General features: G+C 57.5%; 20 protein-coding genes. 16 read left to right on the top strand and 4 right to left on the bottom strand.

Annotated features, from left to right (window positions below; all coding sequences use genetic code 11):
- Positions 1-2 precede the first annotated feature (2 nt).
- The 3 genes from gcvPB to ABWH92_RS17805 form a co-directional block, all read right to left on the bottom strand.
- Entirely contained in the window at positions 3-1,565 is a 1,563-nt protein-coding gene (gene gcvPB / locus ABWH92_RS17815) for an aminomethyl-transferring glycine dehydrogenase subunit GcvPB (protein WP_375570689.1), read from the bottom strand.
- Positions 1,562-2,983, bottom strand: a complete 1,422-nt coding sequence (gene gcvPA / locus ABWH92_RS17810; RefSeq protein ID WP_375570687.1) for an aminomethyl-transferring glycine dehydrogenase subunit GcvPA — start codon at positions 2,981-2,983, stop codon at positions 1,562-1,564. Before gcvPA ends, gcvPB begins: the two co-directional genes overlap by 4 nt.
- Before the next feature lie 111 nt (positions 2,984-3,094).
- Positions 3,095-4,207, bottom strand: a complete 1,113-nt coding sequence (locus ABWH92_RS17805) for an ATP-NAD kinase family protein (protein WP_375570685.1) — start codon at positions 4,205-4,207, stop codon at positions 3,095-3,097.
- A 390-nt stretch (positions 4,208-4,597) separates the two neighbouring features.
- Here ABWH92_RS17805 and ABWH92_RS17800 point away from each other — a divergent pair, with 390 nt between their 5' ends.
- From ABWH92_RS17800 to ABWH92_RS17780, 5 genes are all read left to right on the top strand, one after another.
- Positions 4,598-4,774 carry a hypothetical protein gene (locus tag ABWH92_RS17800; RefSeq protein WP_375570683.1) on the top strand — a complete coding sequence of 59 codons (177 nt, stop codon included), beginning with the start codon at positions 4,598-4,600 and terminating at the stop codon, positions 4,772-4,774.
- 171 nt (positions 4,775-4,945) lie between these two features.
- Positions 4,946-5,755 (top strand): transporter substrate-binding domain-containing protein, encoded by an 810-nt coding sequence (locus tag ABWH92_RS17795; protein ID WP_375570681.1) that lies wholly within the window; start codon positions 4,946-4,948, stop codon positions 5,753-5,755.
- A gap of 103 nt (positions 5,756-5,858) precedes the next feature.
- Entirely contained in the window at positions 5,859-6,536 is a 678-nt protein-coding gene (locus ABWH92_RS17790; RefSeq protein ID WP_375570679.1) for an amino acid ABC transporter permease, read from the top strand.
- Positions 6,537-6,552: 16 nt separating this feature from the next.
- Complete coding sequence (locus tag ABWH92_RS17785; protein ID WP_375570677.1) at positions 6,553-7,266, top strand: amino acid ABC transporter permease; 714 nt, start codon at positions 6,553-6,555, stop codon at positions 7,264-7,266.
- On the top strand, positions 7,217-7,954 hold the full coding sequence (locus ABWH92_RS17780; protein WP_375570675.1) for an amino acid ABC transporter ATP-binding protein: 738 nt from the start codon (positions 7,217-7,219) through the stop codon (positions 7,952-7,954). Before ABWH92_RS17785 ends, ABWH92_RS17780 begins: the two co-directional genes overlap by 50 nt.
- Before the next feature lie 7 nt (positions 7,955-7,961).
- On the opposite strand, the gene ABWH92_RS17775 is transcribed toward ABWH92_RS17780, so the two are convergent.
- Complete coding sequence (locus ABWH92_RS17775; protein ID WP_375570673.1) at positions 7,962-8,711, bottom strand: SDR family NAD(P)-dependent oxidoreductase; 750 nt, start codon at positions 8,709-8,711, stop codon at positions 7,962-7,964.
- A gap of 152 nt (positions 8,712-8,863) precedes the next feature.
- On the opposite strand from ABWH92_RS17775, the gene ABWH92_RS17770 reads away from it, so the two are divergent.
- The 11 genes from ABWH92_RS17770 (at position 8,864) to ABWH92_RS17720 (ending at position 19,465) form a co-directional block, all read left to right on the top strand.
- Positions 8,864-9,991: a mandelate racemase/muconate lactonizing enzyme family protein gene (locus tag ABWH92_RS17770; protein ID WP_375570671.1), complete on the top strand. Its 1,128-nt coding sequence runs from the start codon at positions 8,864-8,866 to the stop codon at positions 9,989-9,991.
- Positions 9,988-10,776 (top strand): acetoacetate decarboxylase, encoded by a 789-nt coding sequence (locus ABWH92_RS17765; protein WP_375570669.1) that lies wholly within the window; start codon positions 9,988-9,990, stop codon positions 10,774-10,776. Before ABWH92_RS17770 ends, ABWH92_RS17765 begins: the two co-directional genes overlap by 4 nt.
- Positions 10,773-11,744: a C-terminal binding protein gene (locus ABWH92_RS17760; RefSeq protein ID WP_375570667.1), complete on the top strand. Its 972-nt coding sequence runs from the start codon at positions 10,773-10,775 to the stop codon at positions 11,742-11,744. The genes ABWH92_RS17765 and ABWH92_RS17760 overlap by 4 nt, the downstream gene beginning before the upstream one ends.
- A 126-nt stretch (positions 11,745-11,870) precedes the next feature.
- The gene (locus tag ABWH92_RS17755) at positions 11,871-12,908 is read left to right on the top strand and encodes a rhamnose ABC transporter substrate-binding protein (RefSeq protein WP_375570665.1); all 1,038 of its coding nucleotides are present in this window, start codon (positions 11,871-11,873) and stop codon (positions 12,906-12,908) included.
- A gap of 83 nt (positions 12,909-12,991) precedes the next feature.
- Complete coding sequence (locus ABWH92_RS17750; RefSeq protein ID WP_375570663.1) at positions 12,992-14,503, top strand: sugar ABC transporter ATP-binding protein; 1,512 nt, start codon at positions 12,992-12,994, stop codon at positions 14,501-14,503.
- Complete coding sequence (locus ABWH92_RS17745) at positions 14,500-15,537, top strand: ABC transporter permease (RefSeq protein WP_375570661.1); 1,038 nt, start codon at positions 14,500-14,502, stop codon at positions 15,535-15,537. Before ABWH92_RS17750 ends, ABWH92_RS17745 begins: the two co-directional genes overlap by 4 nt.
- Complete coding sequence (locus tag ABWH92_RS17740; protein ID WP_375570660.1) at positions 15,530-16,525, top strand: ABC transporter permease; 996 nt, start codon at positions 15,530-15,532, stop codon at positions 16,523-16,525. The genes ABWH92_RS17745 and ABWH92_RS17740 overlap by 8 nt, the downstream gene beginning before the upstream one ends.
- Entirely contained in the window at positions 16,522-17,259 is a 738-nt protein-coding gene (locus ABWH92_RS17735) for a FadR/GntR family transcriptional regulator (RefSeq protein ID WP_375570658.1), read from the top strand. The genes ABWH92_RS17740 and ABWH92_RS17735 overlap by 4 nt, the downstream gene beginning before the upstream one ends.
- A complete protein-coding gene (locus tag ABWH92_RS17730; RefSeq protein ID WP_375570657.1) occupies positions 17,256-18,314 on the top strand; it encodes a Gfo/Idh/MocA family protein in 1,059 nt (352 codons plus the stop codon). Before ABWH92_RS17735 ends, ABWH92_RS17730 begins: the two co-directional genes overlap by 4 nt.
- Positions 18,315-18,317: 3 nt before the next feature.
- On the top strand, positions 18,318-19,145 hold the full coding sequence (locus tag ABWH92_RS17725) for a sugar phosphate isomerase/epimerase family protein (RefSeq protein WP_375570655.1): 828 nt from the start codon (positions 18,318-18,320) through the stop codon (positions 19,143-19,145).
- Between the two features lie 5 nt (positions 19,146-19,150).
- Complete coding sequence (locus ABWH92_RS17720; RefSeq protein WP_375570653.1) at positions 19,151-19,465, top strand: L-rhamnose mutarotase; 315 nt, start codon at positions 19,151-19,153, stop codon at positions 19,463-19,465.
- Positions 19,466-19,491 lie beyond the last annotated feature (26 nt).

Below are 19,491 nucleotides of genomic sequence, written 5' to 3'. Positions count from 1 at the left end.
GTCTAGGCAGCGCCGCGATCGGCCTGCGCATCACCCATGACTTTGCGCTTGTAGGCCCGCCAGGTCATCGCCCATTGACTTGGGTCCTCAAAAACATCGCCTTTCACCTGCGCAACGGGCTGATTGTGGGGCGCTGACTTCACCATCTCAGGGTCGGTGCGTGCCTCCTCAACGATCTTGGCGACAACATCGATCCATAGATCGATATCTTCTTTGGACCAAAGCTCACCTGCTTCCGGCGTGAAAGGTTCTGCGACAATCCACGGCTCATGACTCATCCACCACGGATCAATGCCATAGTCAGCCATGCGGTTGGCAAAATCGACGGTTCCAATGCCTGTTTCTTCTGCCAGAGGTCCGAGCGACCAGCGGGTCATCTCCATCCGGTGGGCTTTGACATCGGAGTTAGAGATCGCAAGCCCGTCTATCTCTGACAGACGCTTGTCCATGTAATTGTTCGCGACCACTGAGATATCAGAGGCCAGCTGAATGCCTTCCGCACCCATGCCGCGCGCCCAGGCATAGGCTTTCACGACTTGGGGAACATTGCCCCAATACTCGCGCACCTTGCCTGCCGATTTTGGTCGGTCGTTATCAAGCCGATAATGGTCGCCTTCTTTCACCACGACGGGTGTTGGAAGGTAAGGCGCAAGATCATCCGAGCATCCAAAGGCACCGACAGCTGGACCGCCACCGGCCTTGGGAGCGCCGAAGGTTTTGTGTAGCATGAACATGCAGGCATCAAACCCCAGTTCACGCGCTGAGAGCTTACCCATCACGCCATTGAAGTTCGCGTGGTCGTAAAAGCAGAGCGCGCCAGCTTCCTTGGCAACGCGCACCCACTCTTTGATCTCCGGGTTGTAGATGCCCATGTCATCAGGGTTGTTGAGCATGATGAGAGCGGTTTTGTCGCTCACTGCCGCTTTCAGCGCATCAAGCGAGGGATAGCCATTCTCTTCCAGCGGCAGGTTCACGACCTTGAAACCTGCCGCAGCCGCTGTTGCTGGGTTGCAGGGGTGCGACTGGGCTGACGTTACCATCTCGGTGCGTTGGCCAAGCAGGCCTTTGTCTTTCCAGTACGCTCGGGCAAGCGCCGTCATGGTGTAGGCAGCATCCGCCCCACCACCGGCCTGGAAGATGAACTGATCCATGCCGGAGAGCGACCGTAAAATGCCGTCAAACTCGTGAATGATGCCAAGCACACCCTGAAGAGTGTCTTCATGCTGATAGGGGTGAACTTCAGCAAGTTCAGGCCGTAGCGTCGCATACTCCGACGTTTTGGAATTGTACTTCATCGTGCACGTGCCGAACAGGCTGACACCCATCATGCCGAGCGTCATCTGGCTTAGGTGCAGATAATGCCGCTGCGCCTCAAATTCGGTGATCTCTGGCAGTTCGGGGCGATCTGTGCGTGCCATGACACCAGGGATCAGATCACCGCCAACACTGCTAATGACCTCAGATTCCGGCGCCGGAAAGATCTGTCCGCGCCCACCGGGCCGGCCCATTTCCATGATAACTGGCTCGTCCCATTTGGCGGCGTGAAAGTTCGGTAGTCGGCTCACGACAGAACCTCCTTCATGGTGTCGGCTAGGCGTTGAATATCTGCGGCGGTGTGCACTTCAGTCACGCAGTAGAGCGCCGCTTGGCCAACCCCCAGCCCTTCGCCGGAGATGTCCTTGCCGCCGAAAATGCCTTTGGCGCGCAGCGCATCGTTGATTTCCGCGACGGTTTTGCCTGCGTCATCAAAGTTGACGACGAACTCTTTGAACTGCGTGTCCGGCCAGACGATCCGAACGCCTGGCACCTCGCCTAGAAGCTTGGCGGCGTAACGCGCCTGCGAGACAATGAGACGACCCACTTCAGCAAAGCCGTCCGGGCCAAGCAGGCTCATGTAAACCGCGCCGGCAATTGCCCAGAGATAGGTTGAGTTGCCCGTCCAGTCATTCCCATACTCGCGCATGCCATATGAGTTTTGGTGCGGACAGGCCAGACCAAAGGCGTGTTGGCCCTCTTCCAAAGTCGGCGCGATGGAGACAAGAAAGCCGTTGTAGCTGCGCACGTAAGTTTCGTCATCGCGCGAGGCGATGAAGCCACCAGCACCACCCCCGCACTGCATATGGACGCCCAGAGGCTGGACCGGCCCCGTCACGATATCAGCGCCATAGTCACCAGGCGCAGCCATCACACCAAGGCTGATGGGATCAACGCCAACAATGGTTTCAGCACCGGCCGCGCGGGCGAGCTTCGCAATCTCGGCTGCGCCAGTTTCAATGGTGCCAAGATAGGCAGGATTTTCAAAATAAACCGCTGCAACATCTGAACCGAGCTTTGACTTCAAATCGTTGAGGTCAAGCCGTCCGGACGTTGGATCAGCTGCCACCATGACAACCTCGATGGCACTTTCCATCTCCTGCGGCTGGCAATAAGTGCGGATCACCGACAGGCGCTCGGGATCGCTGAGCTGCGGGACAAGAACCTTCTTGCGCTCGGTGATCTTGGCCGCCATGCGGATCGCATGGCCGCTCGCGCAGCCCCAGGAATAGACGGGAAGCTGCACCACATCGAGGTTGAGCAGCGCGCCAAGTTGGGAGGAGAACTCAAACCAGGTCTGGTTGCGACCATGATCAGACTGGTAGCTGCCCCACACATTGGTGGCGAACTCCGTCCGTCCAACCACCTCATCAACAATCGCCGGCACGTGGTGTTGCCAGACACCGGCACCAAGAAAGTTCAGATTGTCCTCGCACGTTTCGTTGCGCTTGAGCCGCGTGACCAAATCGCGCTTCAGTTCCATCTCGCTGGAGAGTGCTGGCGGCAGATCAAGCGGCGTCTTGCGGTAGTGATCCTGCGGGATCTGTTCGAAAAGTGCTTCTACCGAGGGTGCGCCGATTTCGGCCAGCATCTCATCGATGACTCCTGGGGCCGAAAGCGCCATCCAAGGGTGGGATCGGGACTGTGTAGGCCTAGGTTCGGTCGACATAGAATGCTCCTCAGATCGTGCGCGGGCAGCTAATGGTTAGGGCTGTCGTGCAAATAGTGCACAAAAGTTCACATAACGCACAGTCGAAATCAACCCAACACGGCTGGGATTTCAACCGGCAGATAGCCGCATCATCGTCTCTCGGCCTGGAGCGGTGCGCACCCTAAGAAAACCCTCGAGCTCGGCGTCCAGTTGGGGGTCTCCGCTGTCCACCCAGAGGCGTGTTTGTGCAAGGCCCATCAACTTGTCTTCAGCCGCCAGAACAATCAGGCCATCGCGGCGTGCTTTTGCAAGAACTTTGGGACTGATTTGCTGGTTGCCGCGACCAATCAAAAATCCTTGTTGTCCCGTCACACCAAGCACGATCTTGATAGGTCCGCCGACCGCAAGGGTCTCCAGTTCCTTCGATCCGATGTCACGGCCAACAACGTGTCCTCCGCGCACCGCATCAATCCCCAGCACTGTTGGGTCGTGTCCCATCGCTTGCATTACGGCACCGGCGCTCGTTCCAGGACCAATGATGTAAAGGGTTTCGTCGTCCATCTGGTTGGCAAGTTCTGCTGCCGCGCCCTGAAGCGCTGCGCTCCAGTTCGTGCGAGGGCCACCCTTGGAGGCTTGGACACGGCTCCGGGCCATTGGGACACGCGCATGTCCATAAAGCTCCGGCGCAATATGGCCTTGGCGCAAGGCCGCCTCATCAATGTCCATCACCTCGGCATCGTCGGTCCATTGGATCCGTTCGGGCGCTGCGACGCAATCTGCGAGCAATGACCCGGCGGCTTCCGGTGATATGGCAAACACTCCAGAGTGCATTTTGACGCCACAAGGTATGCCAAGCATCGCTTGTCCCGGTTTGAGAGATGCGCTGACATCACGCGCTGTACCGTCGCCGCCAGCAAAGACGATGAGGTCGCAATCCATCATGGCCTCGACCGCCAGCCTCGTGTCTCTGGCTGTTTGCGTGCTGGTTTTGAGGTCAACCGTTGTGAAATCTAGATCCAACGCACTTGCCCAGTCAGCGCCAAGTGGGCCTGGCGCGGAAAGAAGCTCAGTGCTAGGCGCGCGCTCCGAAAGCCGGGTTAGGGCGCGCCGTGTGCGCGGCCCAGCTTGAGGGGCCGCCCCGCGCGCCAGCGCCTCAGCGACCGTCCCGGGGCCATCTGTCCCCTTCAGTCCAACCCGTCCACCCAATCCGGCAATCGGGTTCACAACCAATCCAATGCGCATGTTCATCCACTGCGTTGGGACTCATCGAGCATGTCTTTGAAACAAGCCAAGTGAGGCCTTGCGACTCTGTTTAATATACGCACAAATGTTCGAAAATGGGGGCTAAAATGATCATGACTGCATCTGATCTTGCCATTGGCAACGTGCCCATCTGACGTTTGGTTACAGGATTGTGGCAGATGGCTGACCAGGAGCGTGATGGGAAAGTGTTCGACCTCGATAGCGCAGCATAGGCGCTGGTCGACTACGCCCGCGACGGGTTCGATACGTTTGATATGGCCGATCACTATGGCGGTGCGGAGATTATTGCTGGCATGGCGTATAAGGCGATGCGCGAAGCTGGCGAGACACCGAACGATCCTAACCAAATGGTGTCCTGCGGCCGGCGAAATGGATGCAGACACGGTGCGCTCGCGCATTTACCTGCGCAAAGAGGAAGACTGGGAAGCGGTCTTCCAGGTGCATGCGCGTTGCTTTGCAGCCGTCAGGCCGGCCAACACGCTTATCGCAGGCATCACAATGATCGGGCCTTATGACGTCGAAATCGAAGTCGAGGCCGAAGTCTAACCACCAAAGGGTGCGGCATAGAGGTTTGCACGTATGGATGCGCCATTGACAGGATGGTGCGACAAAGCGTCATAATCCGCACGAAAGTTCGCAATGCGCACACAGAGGCGAGGTGAACTCTCTTCCGATGGCATTCTGCCCACCGGACAAACTCAATGTGGAGGAAGATCAATGATCAAACGCACCCTTGCTGCCGGCTTAACGGGCCTTGCCATTCTTAGTGCGCCCATCGCCGTGGCCGAGGCACGCACCCTTGATGAAATTCTGTCCGAAGGCGTTTTGCGCGTGGGCATCAATCCGAATTTCCCGAACATGAGTACGCGCAACGACGCTGGTGATTGGGAAGGCTTCGACATTGATGTCGCCACCGCGTTGGCAGAAGGCCTCGGCGTGGAAGTTGAATGGGTGCCAACCGAAACACCGCAGCGTGTGCCGTTCCTCGTTTCTGATCGGATCGATGTTTCGCTCGGCGCTCTGACTCGCAACGCATCACGCGCGATGCTGATCGACTACACCGTGCCACTGCACACCGAAGTTCTGGCTGTGCTTGCGACATCTGAGATCGATGGTGATAGCTGGGAAGACTTCAACGAAGACGGCGTGACATTGGCCAATATGCGCGGCAACTGGACCGTTGGTTGGATCGAAGAGAACATGCCCAACGTGGAGTTGGAGCTTGTGGACACACTTGCCGACACTGTTCGGTTGGTCGCGCAAGGTCGCGCGGATGCCATTGTCGAGAACATCGACTTCTTCATGGCCTTCACCGAGAACTATCCCGATGTCGACTGGCGCGTGGTTGAAAACCCAATCTTCGTTGCCTACTGCGCCATTGGCGTTGCCCAAGGCAATGACAACCTAACCGAAGTGCTCAACATCCTTCTCTACGATCTGCATTCCTCAGGGATGATCAACGAGACATGGGAAGCGCACTACGGCTCGCCAATGCTGCGTGAGGTCACCCCGAACCCATACTTCTAGCTCCGTCTTCCCGACGCTTCGTCTGGTCTTGCCACTCCTGCGGCGGGGCTGGGCGGGGTGTCGGGCAGTTGCTCCGCTTCGTTCGGCGTTGATTTAGGGTCCCATGAACTACACGTTTCAATATCGCGTCGTCTGGGACAACTTCGACGCCCTTATGGAAGGCGCATGGCTGACCTTTCAGCTTGGCGTCATTGCGTTCGCCGGTGGCGTTTTGATTGGTCTTGTTGGGGCGGCCATCAAGACATACGGGCCTATGCCCCTGCGTTGGTTGGTCGATGGATATGTCGTTTTCATCACGAACACACCGGCGCTTATCCAGATCTACTTTCTTTATTTTGGACTGCCAGAGGTCGGACTGCGTTGGTCGAATGAGGCTTGTGTTCTTATAGGTTTGATCCTGAACGCAGGCGCTTATCTCACAATGATATTGCGTGCTGGGTTTCTGTCTGTGCGCAAAACCGAGTTGGAAGCGGGTCAAACGCTCGGCTTCTCTTTGGTTCAGCAAATTCGCTACATCATCGTGCCGCACATCGCCAAGTCGGTCTATCCGGCGCTCGCCAACTTCTTCATCGTTGTGCTCGTCATGGGAACCTCGATTGGCGCGCTCATCGGTGTTGATGAACTGACTGGCCAAGCAATCAACCTATCGACCATCAACTATCGCTGGCTGGAGTACTTCTCCGTTGTTGCTGTTCTCTACGTCATTTTGACGTTCGTTGCTTCCATTGGTTTGGCGCTGCTGGGTCGTTGGGCATTCCGCGTGAAGGCAAGGATTTTCTGATGGTGGAGCAGCGCTAGTGGAACGCATCATCGAACAGTTGCCGCGCTTTTTCACGCTCGACAACATGGCGCTGTTGGCCCAGTCGGCCGGACTAACACTGGCGATGACGGCCATGGGCTGCTTGATCGGGTTCGGCCTTGCGTTCGTTTTGGTCTATCTGCGTCAAACGCCCGGCCTTTGGGCTTTGCCGTTGCGTCTCATCTGTATCACCTATGTGGAAGTGTTTCGGCGTATCCCTTTCATTGTGGTCATCTATCTGGTGCTTTTCTTTATCCAGACGGTCTCCACCGATGCATCGCTCTTCACCATCGCCGTCATCGCCATCTGCATTTACGCCGTGGCCTACACCGCTGACATCATTCGCGGCGGCATTGAATCAGTCCCGCAAACGCAGATTGAAGCGGCGACTGCGATGAATTTTGGGCGCTTGCGCACGCTTCTCACGATCACCTTGCCACAAGCTTGGCCAATCATCGTTCCGCCGGCCATCGCCTTTGCCGTCTCGTTCATCAAAGACACGGCGCTGGTCAGCCAGATTGGTGTCTTTGAGCTGACGTTTCGCGGCAAAGAGCTGAACAATCAGGGATTTTCTGCCCTGCTCGTCTTCGGCACAATTGCCATGTGCTACTTCCTCATGTCCTTCCCGCTCAGCATGCTGGGCCAATATCTGGAGAAACGCCTTGCCACACCTCGCGGTCAACGCTCTGCGCGCAAGTTACGGGCCGATTGAGGTCCTCAAAGGCGTCTCCTTCTCTATGGAGAAGGGCGAAATCATCGGGTTGGTCGGGCCGTCGGGTTCCGGCAAATCAACGGTGTTGCGCACGCTTGTGGGGCTGACGCAAGCGACGGCTGGTTCAGTCACAATTCATGAGAAGAGCATCGACTATTCAAGCGGCGCATCTGTGAGAGACGCTCGCGATCAAATGGCGATTGTCTTCCAGCAGTACAATTTATTTCAGAACATGAGCGTGCTGAAAAATGTCACGGTGGCGCCTGAGAAGATCAAGAAACGCCCCAAACAAGAGGTGCGCGCCCAAGCCGAAAAGCTATTGGCTATGGTCGGCCTGGCCGACAAGCTCAGCGCCTATCCTGACCAGCTTTCTGGTGGACAGCAGCAGCGCGTGGCCATCGCACGTGCGTTGGCCCTCAAGCCAGAGATCTTGTTGCTCGACGAGGTGACCTCTGCGCTTGATCCAGAGTTGGTCAACGAGGTTCTGGACACCATTCGTCGGTTGGCGTCCGAAGGCATCACTATGATCCTGGTCAGCCATGAAATGTCATTTATTCGAGAAGTGGCCGACAAAGTGATCTTCATGGACGAGGGCGAGGTGATCGAAGAAGGTCCGCCAAAACAGATGTTTGATGCACCCAACACGGAGCGTGCGCGCAACTTCTTCGGTAAGATATTACGGCACTGATTTCAGCCTAAAGCGCCATCATCGCCGTGAAGAAATCATCGCGTACGTCTTGAAGTACATCAGTGCGCTGCTTGGCATCCTCGCTGCAGAGCCACGCCATGACCGAGGCGGGCACCTTCGGGTCCACCAAATCGCTTTGCGCGATTTTGGAGATGGGGTTGAGCCCCGCCTGACGGATGGAACCTTGCATGTCGGTGTCTGTGGGTGGGATGCCGATAAACACGCTGCGCACATCATCGTTCGCCAATTCCATGGCAAACATCTGAGTGAGCATCCGCATCGCCGCCTTGGAAGAGCAATAGGCAGTCCATCCTTCCATAGGAGTTGTCGCCGCCCCGGTTCCGGCGTTCACTACTACGCCTTTGGATGTCTTCAGAAGGGGTAGCGCGGCCACCACCATCCGGTGCACGCCAAGCACATTCACATCAAAGGCTTGGCGCATGCTGTCGGTTGCAAGGTCCGCGGCGTGCCCGATCGGCGCAATCACACCTGCATTGTTCACAAGGACATCGAGGCGCCCACCCACAGCCTCAATGGCTTCATCGACCTGCTCCTGACTGGTCACATCCAGGCTGATGGTCTGCGCACCTTCAAGAAGCTCAGGAACGTCCACCTTGCCATAAATACCGGCGATAACGCGGGCTCCTTTATCGACCAGAACGCGGGTGAGCGCAGCACCGATACCACGGTCAGCGCCGGTCAGAAGAATGGAGCGGCCTGATAGGTCGGGTACGGGGATCGGTGCGAGATTAAACATTTCCTCTTGACCTCTATTTTGTCTGGTTATTTAATTGGTCTGTCCAATTTGACGGATACAGCGCCAACCGCCCGGTGTCAAAGCTCAAGACGAGCATGCATCAAGAGGCAGCCAACAAAAGCGCTGATCCAAATCGGGAGGTGGGCCAAAGAATGCGTATCCGCGCCATAGAACCGTTCCCCATTGCCTATCCCGACCCGAACGATTTCGGCACGACCCGCCGCACGGTGCTGGTGAAGGTGACTACTGAAGAGGGTGCCATTGGTTGGGGCGAGTGCATCGCCATGTGGCCAGAAGCCTGCAAGGCAGTTGCCACCATCATCACCGATGGGCTGGAGCCAATTCTCAAGGGCGATGATGCCACGGATACGGCTACGGCCTGGGAGAAGATGCGCCGCCATGTGTGGTGGTATGGCGAGGGTGGTATCGCATCACTTGCCTTGTCCGGCGTCGATATGGCTCTGTGGGACATTGCTGGCAAAGCAGCTGGCAAGCCGCTTTACGAGATGTTTGGTGGGCTGAAGCATGACCGTTTACTCGCCAACGCGTCCTCCCATGTGAACAAGAGGGGCGAGGCGGCGTGTGTCGCTGAAGTGGTTGGCTTCTTTGAGGCTGGGTTCCGCTCCACCAAGCTTGGTTTTGCTAAAAAGGGCGAGAGCAATATCGGCGGTGATCCCGACACCGATGTCAGCTTCATTCGTGCCCTTCGCGAGGCGCTTGGCGACCAAGCTGAAATCCTTGTCGATATAGGAAACGGCGTACGCTGGGATCTGGAGACAGCTATCTCGGTCTGCAATCGCATGGGCGAGTACCGCATTGGTTGGTACGAAGAGCCGCTCTATCCGACCGATGATGCTGGCTACAAAAAACTGGCCGCCTCGACCGATGTGCGCATCGCCTCTGGCGAGCGCGAGTTCACTGAGGCGGGCTACCGTCGCCAGATGGAGATGGGCGCGGTCGAGGTCTATGGTGTCGATCCGGCCCGGGTTGAAGGCATAACGGGGTTCCGGCGTGTTGACGCGCTTTGCTCGCAATATGGCCAGGTGATCAATGCTCACGCCTGGTCCACCGGCATCACGACAGCAGCCAGCTTACACCTGTCGCTGGCATCGCCGAATGCTGAAATCTTCGAGTACAAACCCTTCGGCGTTGTCGTGCAGGACGAGCTGGTTGGCGAGAAGCTCTGGCACAAGGATGGCTGGGCCTACCCCATCAATGCGCCGGGCTTGGGCATCGACGTGCAGGAAGATGTCGTACAGCGTCTGGCGGCTGCAGCATGACGGGTAAGTCCGCCCGTTTTGGTATGACACCGCCGACGGTGGAGGACATTGTCGCGCCTGGTTTTTCCACGCCGTGGGATGCGCCGATGTTGCCGCCATTCCCGTTCAAGTTTCGCGATTGCGCGATCATGACGCTCTATTGGCGCACTGATCCCGATGCGATCGACTTTCTTCTCCCCCCGCCTTTGAAGCGCACAAGCGATATTGCCTGCGCCCACATCTACCAGATGAATGACCCGGACTGGATCGGCCCCTATGGCGAAATGAACGTCATGGTTGGCGCCGAACTTCCCGGCAAAGCCAAGGGCGGCTATTCACCTTATCTCGCTCTGTCGTCCGACGGTGGGGTGGTGCACGGCCGTGAGGTGCATGGCCAGCCGAAGAAGCTTGGCAACCCTCAGATCGAGGCCCGAGGCGATCTCCTTGTTGGCACGGTGGAGCGCAACGGTATCGACGTGCTGACCGGCACGATGGCCTACAAACAACATGCCGTTGAAGCTTCGGCCATCAAACCGCATTTCGACTTTGCCACCAACATCAATTTGAAAGCCATCGATCACATCGACGGCCGCCCGGCGATCCGCCAGCTCACCTCACGTGCGCTGACCGATGTGGTCATTCATGAGGCTTGGGCAGGGCCGTGCACGGTTGAGCTTCGCCCCAATGCGCAGCTGCCTCTGTTCCGCTTGCCGGTTCTTGAGCCGCTGGAAGGCTTCTTCTGGCGCGCTGATTTCACCCTCATCGCGGGCACCATCTTGCATGATTATCTGGAGACGTCCCAATGACCACTGGTGGTGTAAGTGCGCGCGTGGTCGTCACCGACACGATTTTTCCAAACCTGGCGCAGGAAGAAGCTGCTGCACACGCTGCCAGTGCTGGATTTGAGGGCTTTCAGTGCAAGACGGCTGAAGATGTCGCTGCGGCCGTCAACGGAGCCGATGTTGCTGTTGTTCAGTTCGCTCCATTCACCGCTGACGCTGTAAGGGCCGTCAAGCCTGGCGCAACCGTCATTCGGTACGGGGTGGGCTATGACAACATCGATGTTATGGCGGCACGTGAAGCCGGGCTGAAGGTTGGCTATGTGCCGGACTACTGTACCGACGAAGTGGCAGACCACACAGCGGCACTGGCGCTCTCACTGCTACGCAAGCTACCCGCATTGGATGCATCAGTGCGTGCCGGCGAATGGGCAGCGGTCAAACACTCCAAACCTCTGAAACCGTTCAGCGAAACCACTTTTGGTTTCTTTGGGATTGGTCAGATCGGATCGGCTGTGCTTGCCCGCCTGAAGGGTTTTGGCTTTCGGTTCATTGCTGCTGATCCTGGCTTGTCCGAGGATGATGCACGGGTCTATGGCATCACGCTGGTGGACTCAGACACACTTTTGGCAACCGCCGACATCATCACGTGTCACGCCCCGGCAACTGCCGCGACCATAGGGTTTTTCAACGCGCAAACGCTGGCGAAGATGCAGAGCCATGCTTTGCTGGTGAACACCGCGCGCGGCCAACTGATCAACGAAACTGATCTGGCAGAAGCGCTTCGCTCAGGCACCATCGCCGGTGCCGCGTTGGATGTGTTTGCTGCCGAACCGCTGCCGGAGACCTCGCCGTTGCGCGACGCTCCCGGCCTCATTCTGACACCGCATTCTGCCTGGTACTCCGAAGCAGCCATTGACCGGCTTCAAGGCTTGGTCGCGCAGGACATTACGCTTGCTCTCAAAGGAGAGGGGCCGCGCAAACCTGTGCCCTGACCGCACGAAATCCCGCGCGAGCCGGGATGCCACACATCCATTGTGGATCAAGCTCGCAAACGCAAGAACGGCACGCCACAAGGCGGCCACTCAGACCCGAAACGGGAGGAAATGATGAAGCATTTGATGACGAGCTGCGCCGCTGCAGCGCTTGTGGTCACCGGCATGTCGGTGGCTGCTGTTCCCGCTGCCGCCGACATGATGTTGGAAGGTGGGCAGGAAGTGGACATGGTTCTGCTGCCAAAATTCCTTGGCATCCTGGTGTTTGACCAAGCCAATGAAGGCGCACAGGAAGCCCATGCCGAGCTGGAAAACCCTGGCGAGCTGCTTTTCGTGGGTCCAACGCCTGAAAACTCAGTGGCTGGGCAGATCGAGATCATGACCACCTCGGCCACGCAGGGCCAAGGCGCTGTGATGCTTTCTAACAATGCCGGTGATCAGATTGTGCCATCTGCGCAAGCAGCACAGGAAGCTGGCACCCGCGTGGTGACTTGGGACAGCCCCATTCCATCAGGTGATGGTGAGGATGTGTTCGTCGCGCAGGTGGACTTTGGCTCCATCGGTGTCGTGATGGCCGATATGGCACACTCCATCCTCGGTGGGTCCGGCCAGATGGCCGTGCTTTCGGCAACGCCTGATGCGGCCAACCAGAATGCCTGGATTGCGGCTATGGAAGAAGCGTTGGAAGACGACAAGTACGCCGACATTGAACTGGTCGACATCGTCTATGGCGATGACCAGGCAGAGGTGAGCTACAACCGTGCCTTGGCGCTGGTTGATCAGTATCCCGACCTTGGCTTGATCATGTCGCCGACCACGGTGGGTATCCAGGCCTCGGCCAAAGCCATGCAGGATGAAGGCCTTTGCGACCAGGTGCGCGTGTCCGGTCTCGGCCTGCCAGCTGAGATGCTGTCCTACACGCTCAATGGCTGCGCACCTGAGTTTGCGCTCTGGGATTTCCGCGACCTTGGCTACCTCACCTACTACACAGCCTACGGCCTCGCCACGGGTCAACTGTCTGGCGAAATCGGTGAAACCTTCACCGCCGGTCGCATGGGTGAATACACCATCGAGGAAGATCCTGGCCGCGAAGGCGCAAGCCGCATCCTGATGGGTCCTTTCACAGTTTACACGGCAGACAATGTGGAGGCTGCGGCGCAGTAAGCGCATCAGCCCACTAGCTGCCAACGCTCCGGCGCGGTCCCTCCCGCTGCGCCGGAGTTGCAAACGTCCAACCCACGGTTCCGATGACCCAACCTGTTCTTTCCTTGGACCATGTTTCTAAGCGCTTTGGCTCAACACTGGCGCTTTCGGATATGTCGCTGGTTCTTTTTCCCGGTGAGGTGCACGCCATTGTCGGTGAGAATGGTGCCGGCAAGTCGACCATGATCAAGATCATGACCGGTATCCACCAGCCGAGCGAAGGCACGGTCTCGGTGGATGATACGGTGCGGACGATCTCTGGGTCGCAAACTGCGCGCGAGCTTGGCATCGCTGCGATCTATCAAGAACCCATGGTCTTTCCTGATTTGGATGTTGCTGAGAACATCTTTATCAGCCAGGTCGGTGGAGGTTGGTTGCAAAACAAAGCCAAACAGCGCCGCGAAGCCAGCGCGCTGATCGAGCGCATTGGTATGGATCTGGATGTTGATCGCGCCGCCAGCGGTTTAACGCTGGCCGAGCAGCAGGCCGTCGAGATCGCACGTGCGCTTTCCCAAGACGTCCGCGTTTTGATTATGGATGAGCCTACAGCATCACTGTCGGCCCATGAAGCGGAGCAACTGCGCCGCATCGCCCGCCAGTTAGCGGCAGATGGCGTGGCCGTTGTCTACATTTCGCACCGCCTGGAAGAGATTTTTGAGGTGGCCGATCGAGTGACAGTGATACGAGACGGCGAACACATCTCCACCAGGCTGATCACTGAGACGGATACGGACACCATGATTGCCGAAATGGTGGGTCGAGAGGTGGGCAATTACTTTGCCAAGGCCAAGAGCCATGCCCGCGATGAGGTCATCCTCAGTGTGGGTGGTCTCACGCTCGATGGCGTTTTTGAGAATATCGATTTTGAGCTACGCCGAGGTGAAGTGCTGGCCATGGCGGGTTTGATCGGCGCGCGCCGTACTGACGTGGCGCTGGCGCTGTTCGGCATTCATCCGGCGACCTCCGGCACGGTCGCATACAAGGGTGAACCGTTGAAGATAACCTCGCCCAAGCAGGCGATGGATGCCGGCATCGCCTATGTGTCCGAGGATCGTCGCAAGCTTGGGCTGGCGATGCCAATGGCCATCCGCGCCAACATCTCACTCGCCACGCTTGGTGATTTCCTTTCCAAAATCGGATTGATCAACCGCGAGAAAGAACGCGCGACGGCGCACCAATTCCGCCAGCGGCTGAACATTCGTACGCCTGACATCGAGACCGAAGTTGGCATGCTCTCTGGTGGCAACCAGCAAAAGGTCATGCTCGCCAAATGGCTGAACATGCAGCCAGACCTGCTGATTTTCGATGAACCAACGCGCGGTATTGATGTCGGTGCCAAGGCCGAGGTTCACGATCTCATTCGCGACTTTGTCAAGCAAGGCGGGGCGGCAATTGTCATCTCCTCCGACTTGCCCGAAGTGCTTGCGATGGGCGACCGCATTTTAGTGATGCGCGAGGGTGAGCAAATGGCAATCCTTGATCATGAGGAGGCCAATCAGGAGCGCATCATGGCGCTTGCAACGGGGCAGGACGATCTGGGGAGGGTGGCGGCATGATGCGCGCGCTTTCCAATCTCAACCCGCAAACCCTGCGCATCATTGCCCTGCTGCTTGTTCTGGCACTGGTGATCCTGTTCTTCTCTACGCAGATATCGAACTATCTGAATGGTCGGTTGTTCAACCGTATCTCATCGTCCGTCGCCATCATGGCTCTGATCGCCACGGCGCAGACGCTGGTAATCCTCACCCGCAACATCGATCTGTCTGTCGGATCGGTGGTCGGCTTCACCGCCTTTGCAACCGGCAGCCTGATCGCTGCCATGCCGGATCTGCATCCTCTGTTGCTGGTTAGTTTCTCCATGTTGTTCGGCGCATGCTTTGGAGCATTCAACGGATTCTTTGTCGCTTACGCGCGGGTGCCAGCGATCATTGTTACATTGGCCACCATGGCGCTCTTCCGTTCATTGCTGGTGGAGTTTGCCGATGGCAAATCGATTACGTCATCCCAGCTGCCCCAGTGGTTGACCAGCTTCCCCAATACGCGGCTCTTTGAACTTGGACAGTTCCAGTTCCGTGCTTCATTCGTCATTGCGGTTGTCATCGTGATCGCGGTCCATATCGCGCTGCAACGGCTTCGGGTCGCGCGCAAACTCTACGCGATTGGTTCCAACCCGGAAGCTGCCGAGATGGCAGGCATCAATCAGAAGCTGACGGTGTTCTTCGCCTTTGTGTGTGCAGGTGCCCTAACTGGGCTAGCGGGCTTCATGTTCCTGGCGCGCTTCGGCAACATCACGGTGGTCGCTGGACTTGGTTTTGAATTGAAATCTGTGGCCGCCGCCGTGGTGGGCGGGGTCAACATTTTCGGAGGGTCCGGAACAGTTTTTGGCGCACTCATCGGGGCGGTTCTGGTCGATCTCATCGAAACCAGCCTGGTGCGTTGGCAGCTTGTCTCTGAGTTCTGGCGCGAGGCGGTGCTTGGCACGCTGATCCTAACGGCCGTTGCGCTGGACGCGGTCGTTATGCGCCGCCTGGTCGCACTGCGCGCCGCCAAACACCATGAGAAGCGCGAAAAGGAGGTGACGCATGGATAAACCATCCCCGCTTGCTTCCATGTGGGCCAAAGTCCAAACCTGGGAAGGCTTTTTGGTCTGCGCACTCATCTTCATCGTGTTGATGAACACCGCGCTCTCGCCGCAATTCATGACACTGGGCAACCAGATCAACCTTTTCCAGCTTTCAATTGAAAAGATCATTGTCGCTCTGGTGATGACCTTTGTGATCATCAACGCAGAGATCGACTTGTCGGTAGGGTCCATGATGGGTCTGGCGGCGTGCGCCTTTGGTTACCTGTTTCAGATGGGAGTCGACCCGGTTCTGGCTATCGCCATTGTGCTTCTGATTGGCGCGGCGGGTGGTGCGCTCAACGGTTTTTTCATCACAACGATTGGCCTGCCGTCCCTCGTGGTGACATTGGCAACTTTGATTGGCTTTCGTGGGCTGGCCCGCGTGTTGGTGGAAGATCGTGGCATCACCGATTTCCCAGACTGGTTCGATGCGCTTGGTCAGCAAGGATGGCTTGGTCCAGTTCCGTTCGCCTTGATCGCTTTCGGCGTGCTGTTTGTATGTCTCTATGTGCTGCTGCAACGCACCGGTTTTGGCCGCAAAACCTACGTGATTGGCACCAATCGCGACGTAGCAGCTTTCGCAGGCATCGATACGAACAAGCACAAGATGATCTTGTTCATCATGTCTGGCCTTGTCTCCGCCTTTGCCGGCCTGCTCTACGCGGCGCGGGTAGGCGCAGTGCGTGGCGACGTTGCACTCGGCTTTGAGCTCGACATCATCACCATGGTGCTGCTCGGTGGTGTGAGCATCTTTGGCGGTTCGGGTACGCTTCTGGGTACACTGCTGGCGATTCTCATCGTGCTCAACCTGCGCAACGGTATGGCACTGCTCAACATCACCGGTCACATCCAAACAGGCGTGATCGGTATACTGCTGATCGCCTCGGTGCTGCTACCCAGAGTGGATGTGTCGACCTTGCTGCGTGGCAAGAAACAACAGGAAAGCGGCTCATGAACACGGCGCAGAAACTTGATTTCGATCTGCCTATCGAGCGTCTGCCCGTTGGCGAGATGGTCGCGCGTCGCATCCTGGATATGGTCAAGGCGGGCACGCTGAAACCGGGGGATCAACTGCCCACCGAACGTGACTTGGCGCAAAGCCTGAATGTTTCGCGCCCGTCTGTGCGTGAAGCCATTCGCGGCCTTGCGATCCTTGGTGTGGTCCGTACCGTCCAAGGCGGTGGAGCTTACATCTCCGATCTGGATGCTGAAGCGCTTCTCGGCCCCATCCAGTTCTTTCTATCTTTGCAGGATCTCAATGTCAGTGAGTTGTACGATGCTCGCTCCTTGATCGAGAGCGATGTGGCGCGCCGCGCAGCCATCAACATGGATGGCGCAAGCCTTGCCCGCCTGGATGCGATCCTGGTGGCGCAGGCTGACTGCCTCGACAATCCTGATGCCTTTCGCGCCTCCGACTACGCTTTCCATGAACTGATCTGGATTGGCTCGGGCAACGCGTTTCTCAAGCGCATCGGTGAGAGCCTAAACGTCATCGGACTGGAGTTTCGCAAGCTTGCGTCTGAAAGCACTGCGGTGCTGCGCCAGAGTTATGCCGACCATCAGGTCTTGGTGGCTGCGCTCAAAGCACGTGACGCCGATGCAGCCGCCAAAGCTGCCGAGCAGCACATGCACAATGTCTACCGCGTGACGATTGAACAGCCCGACATGAAGAAGGGGGATGATGAATGAGCGAACACAACAAAGCCCGTCTGGGTTTGGTCGGTGCTGGTTGGTGGGCAACGTTCAACCACATCCCGACCGTGCAAAAAAGCAGCCATGCCGATCTCGTCGCCATCTGTGATCTCGATGAAGCGCGTTTGGCTGAGACGGGCGACCGTTTTGGGATCGATGGACGCTACACCGATCTTGCTGCCATGCTTGCCTCGGAAAATCTCGACGGCCTCCTTGTGTCCACGCCTCATGTTGCCCATCGGGCTCCCGCTGTCATGGGCTTGGAAGGGGGCTGTCATGTGCTGGTTGAGAAGCCGATGGCGACTACTGCTGAAGATGGCTGGGCAATCGCCGATGCGGCTACCAAAGCTGGCAAACAGGTTCTTGTGCCCACAGGCATGAACTTTGAGTGGTTCTCCATGAAGGCGGCAGGGTGGGTGCGCGACGGACGCATTGGCGAGGTTCGCCATGCAGCCTGCCAGATGGGGTCGGCCCTGTCCGATCTCTTCGCGGGGGAACCGATGATGGAAACCACAGATCATATGTATCGACCGCCAGCATCCACATGGGCCGATCCAAAGCGCGCTGGCGGCTATGGCTGGGGGCAGCTTTCTCATGTGCTTGCCTGGCTCATCTATGTGTCTGATCTGCGCGCGCAGAACGCCTACTGTATGGTCGGCAAGTCGCCGACAGGTGTCGATTTCTACGATGCGGCAACTGCTCGGGCCACCAATGGTGCAACCATCTCTATGTCCGGCGCTTCCACCGTTCCCAAGCATATTGGCATGCACATGGACATCAAGATCTATGGCAGTGAGGGCATGATCGACTTCAACAATGCTGATGCGAAGCTGGCGCTCTACCGCGATGACAAAACCGATGAGGTGGTCGAGATGAGCGCCGAGGACGGCGAATATGACGGTGCTCTGCCCGTTGAAGTATTTGCCAGCCTCTGCGCCGGTGAGCCGGTTGAAAACGCCTCCAATGGCGAGAACGGGGCGCGCGTCACTGAGCTGCTTCATGCTCTCTACCGTTCCGCCGAAACCGATAGTCTGATCACGATTGGGAGCTAACCAATGTCTGCCAGTGAGATGAAACTCAGCACCACTTGCTGGACCATGCCGGCCTGTACGCTTGAAGAGTGTGCAGCGATAGCCGCAGGGCTGGGGATACCAGCCTTGGACGTCGGCTATTTCTATGCCTCAGCGCTCGACAAACAGGCCATTCTTTCCGACCCGCTGGCCGAAGCTGAAAAGGCCAAGTCGGTCGGCATCACCATGCCAAACCTCTACCACTTGTTCGGGGAAACCCTGGATGGTCGCAACCTGGCTTTGCCAGGTACGTTGGATCAGAATCTGCAGGACCTAAAGCAAGCGCTCATCTTCGCCGATGCGGTTGGCATTGCCAGCGTCTTTGTGCTGCCAGGAGTGGTGAATCCTGGTCAGTCTCGCCAAGATGCTCTGAAGGTTTCCGTTGAGAGCCTGAAGGCCATGAAGGCGTTGGCAGATGACCACACGGCAAGCCTTTGCTTTGAGCCGCACGTGCATTCCTTTGCCGAGCACCCTGATATCGCGCGGCAGCTTGCTGAAGCATCTGGCGTTGGGGTCTGCTTGGATTATGCACACTTTACATGCCTTGGCTTCACGCAAGACCAAGTGGACCCACTCGCGGCCCACGCGACTCATGTTCATCTTCGCCAAGCAACGGCAGGCAAGCTGCAAGAGAAGTTTGACCATGGCACGCTGAACTTCCCGGCCATGTTCGCCACGCTTCGAGATGCTGGCTACACTGGGTACGTGTCCATCGAGCCGGTGCATCAGGAGTATATGAACACCTGGTTCGACGATAACCTAACCGAGATGGTTGCTCTGCGCGATTGCTTCAACACTTGGAATGAAGGGTAGGGATCATGGCTGGTTACGCATGGGTGCTCGAAGTGCGTCCGGGATATGAAGAAGAATACAAGAAGCGCCACAATGAAATCTGGCCGGAGATGCTGGAGGCCCTGCGCAAAGCTGGCATCTCCAACTACAATATTTTCCGCCATGGTTTGACGTTGTTCGGCTACTTCGAGACCGATGATCTAGAGGCCACCAAAGCCGCTCTGGCCGTTGATCCCATCAATGCCAAATGGGCCGAATGGATGGGGCCGATCATGAAGATCGAGATCGACGAACAGACCCAGTTCCCATTCCTGTTGCCCAAACAATTCTATATGGCGTAGGTCATCTCCACACCCTCCAAAAACCG

Origin of the sequence: Ahrensia marina, assembly GCF_042140245.1 — a bacterium.
In the GTDB taxonomy this organism is placed as follows: Bacteria; Pseudomonadota; Alphaproteobacteria; order Rhizobiales; family MH13; genus MH13.
This window is presented reverse-complemented; position numbering and strand designations above follow the sequence as displayed.

Excerpts from the sequence above, each read along its gene's own strand:
- ABWH92_RS17795 (WP_375570681.1), top strand. The coding sequence starts at position 4,946 with ATGATCAAACGCACCCTTGCTGCCGGCTTAACGGGCCTTGCCATTCTT.
- ABWH92_RS17725 (WP_375570655.1), top strand. The coding sequence starts at position 18,318 with ATGTCTGCCAGTGAGATGAAACTCAGCACCACTTGCTGGACCATGCCG.
- ABWH92_RS17730 (WP_375570657.1), top strand. The coding sequence starts at position 17,256 with ATGAGCGAACACAACAAAGCCCGTCTGGGTTTGGTCGGTGCTGGTTGG.
- ABWH92_RS17735 (WP_375570658.1), top strand. The coding sequence starts at position 16,522 with ATGAACACGGCGCAGAAACTTGATTTCGATCTGCCTATCGAGCGTCTG.
- ABWH92_RS17755 (WP_375570665.1), top strand. The coding sequence starts at position 11,871 with ATGACGAGCTGCGCCGCTGCAGCGCTTGTGGTCACCGGCATGTCGGTG.
- ABWH92_RS17775 (WP_375570673.1), bottom strand. The coding sequence starts at position 8,711 with ATGTTTAATCTCGCACCGATCCCCGTACCCGACCTATCAGGCCGCTCC.
- ABWH92_RS17765 (WP_375570669.1), top strand. The coding sequence starts at position 9,988 with ATGACGGGTAAGTCCGCCCGTTTTGGTATGACACCGCCGACGGTGGAG.
- ABWH92_RS17740 (WP_375570660.1), top strand. The coding sequence starts at position 15,530 with ATGGATAAACCATCCCCGCTTGCTTCCATGTGGGCCAAAGTCCAAACC.
- ABWH92_RS17790 (WP_375570679.1), top strand. The coding sequence starts at position 5,859 with ATGAACTACACGTTTCAATATCGCGTCGTCTGGGACAACTTCGACGCC.
- ABWH92_RS17805 (WP_375570685.1), bottom strand. The coding sequence starts at position 4,207 with ATGCGCATTGGATTGGTTGTGAACCCGATTGCCGGATTGGGTGGACGG.
- ABWH92_RS17800 (WP_375570683.1), top strand. The coding sequence starts at position 4,598 with ATGGATGCAGACACGGTGCGCTCGCGCATTTACCTGCGCAAAGAGGAA.
- ABWH92_RS17770 (WP_375570671.1), top strand. The coding sequence starts at position 8,864 with ATGCGTATCCGCGCCATAGAACCGTTCCCCATTGCCTATCCCGACCCG.
- ABWH92_RS17750 (WP_375570663.1), top strand. The coding sequence starts at position 12,992 with ATGACCCAACCTGTTCTTTCCTTGGACCATGTTTCTAAGCGCTTTGGC.
- ABWH92_RS17745 (WP_375570661.1), top strand. The coding sequence starts at position 14,500 with ATGATGCGCGCGCTTTCCAATCTCAACCCGCAAACCCTGCGCATCATT.
- ABWH92_RS17760 (WP_375570667.1), top strand. The coding sequence starts at position 10,773 with ATGACCACTGGTGGTGTAAGTGCGCGCGTGGTCGTCACCGACACGATT.
- ABWH92_RS17720 (WP_375570653.1), top strand. The coding sequence starts at position 19,151 with ATGGCTGGTTACGCATGGGTGCTCGAAGTGCGTCCGGGATATGAAGAA.
- gcvPA (WP_375570687.1), bottom strand. The coding sequence starts at position 2,983 with ATGTCGACCGAACCTAGGCCTACACAGTCCCGATCCCACCCTTGGATG.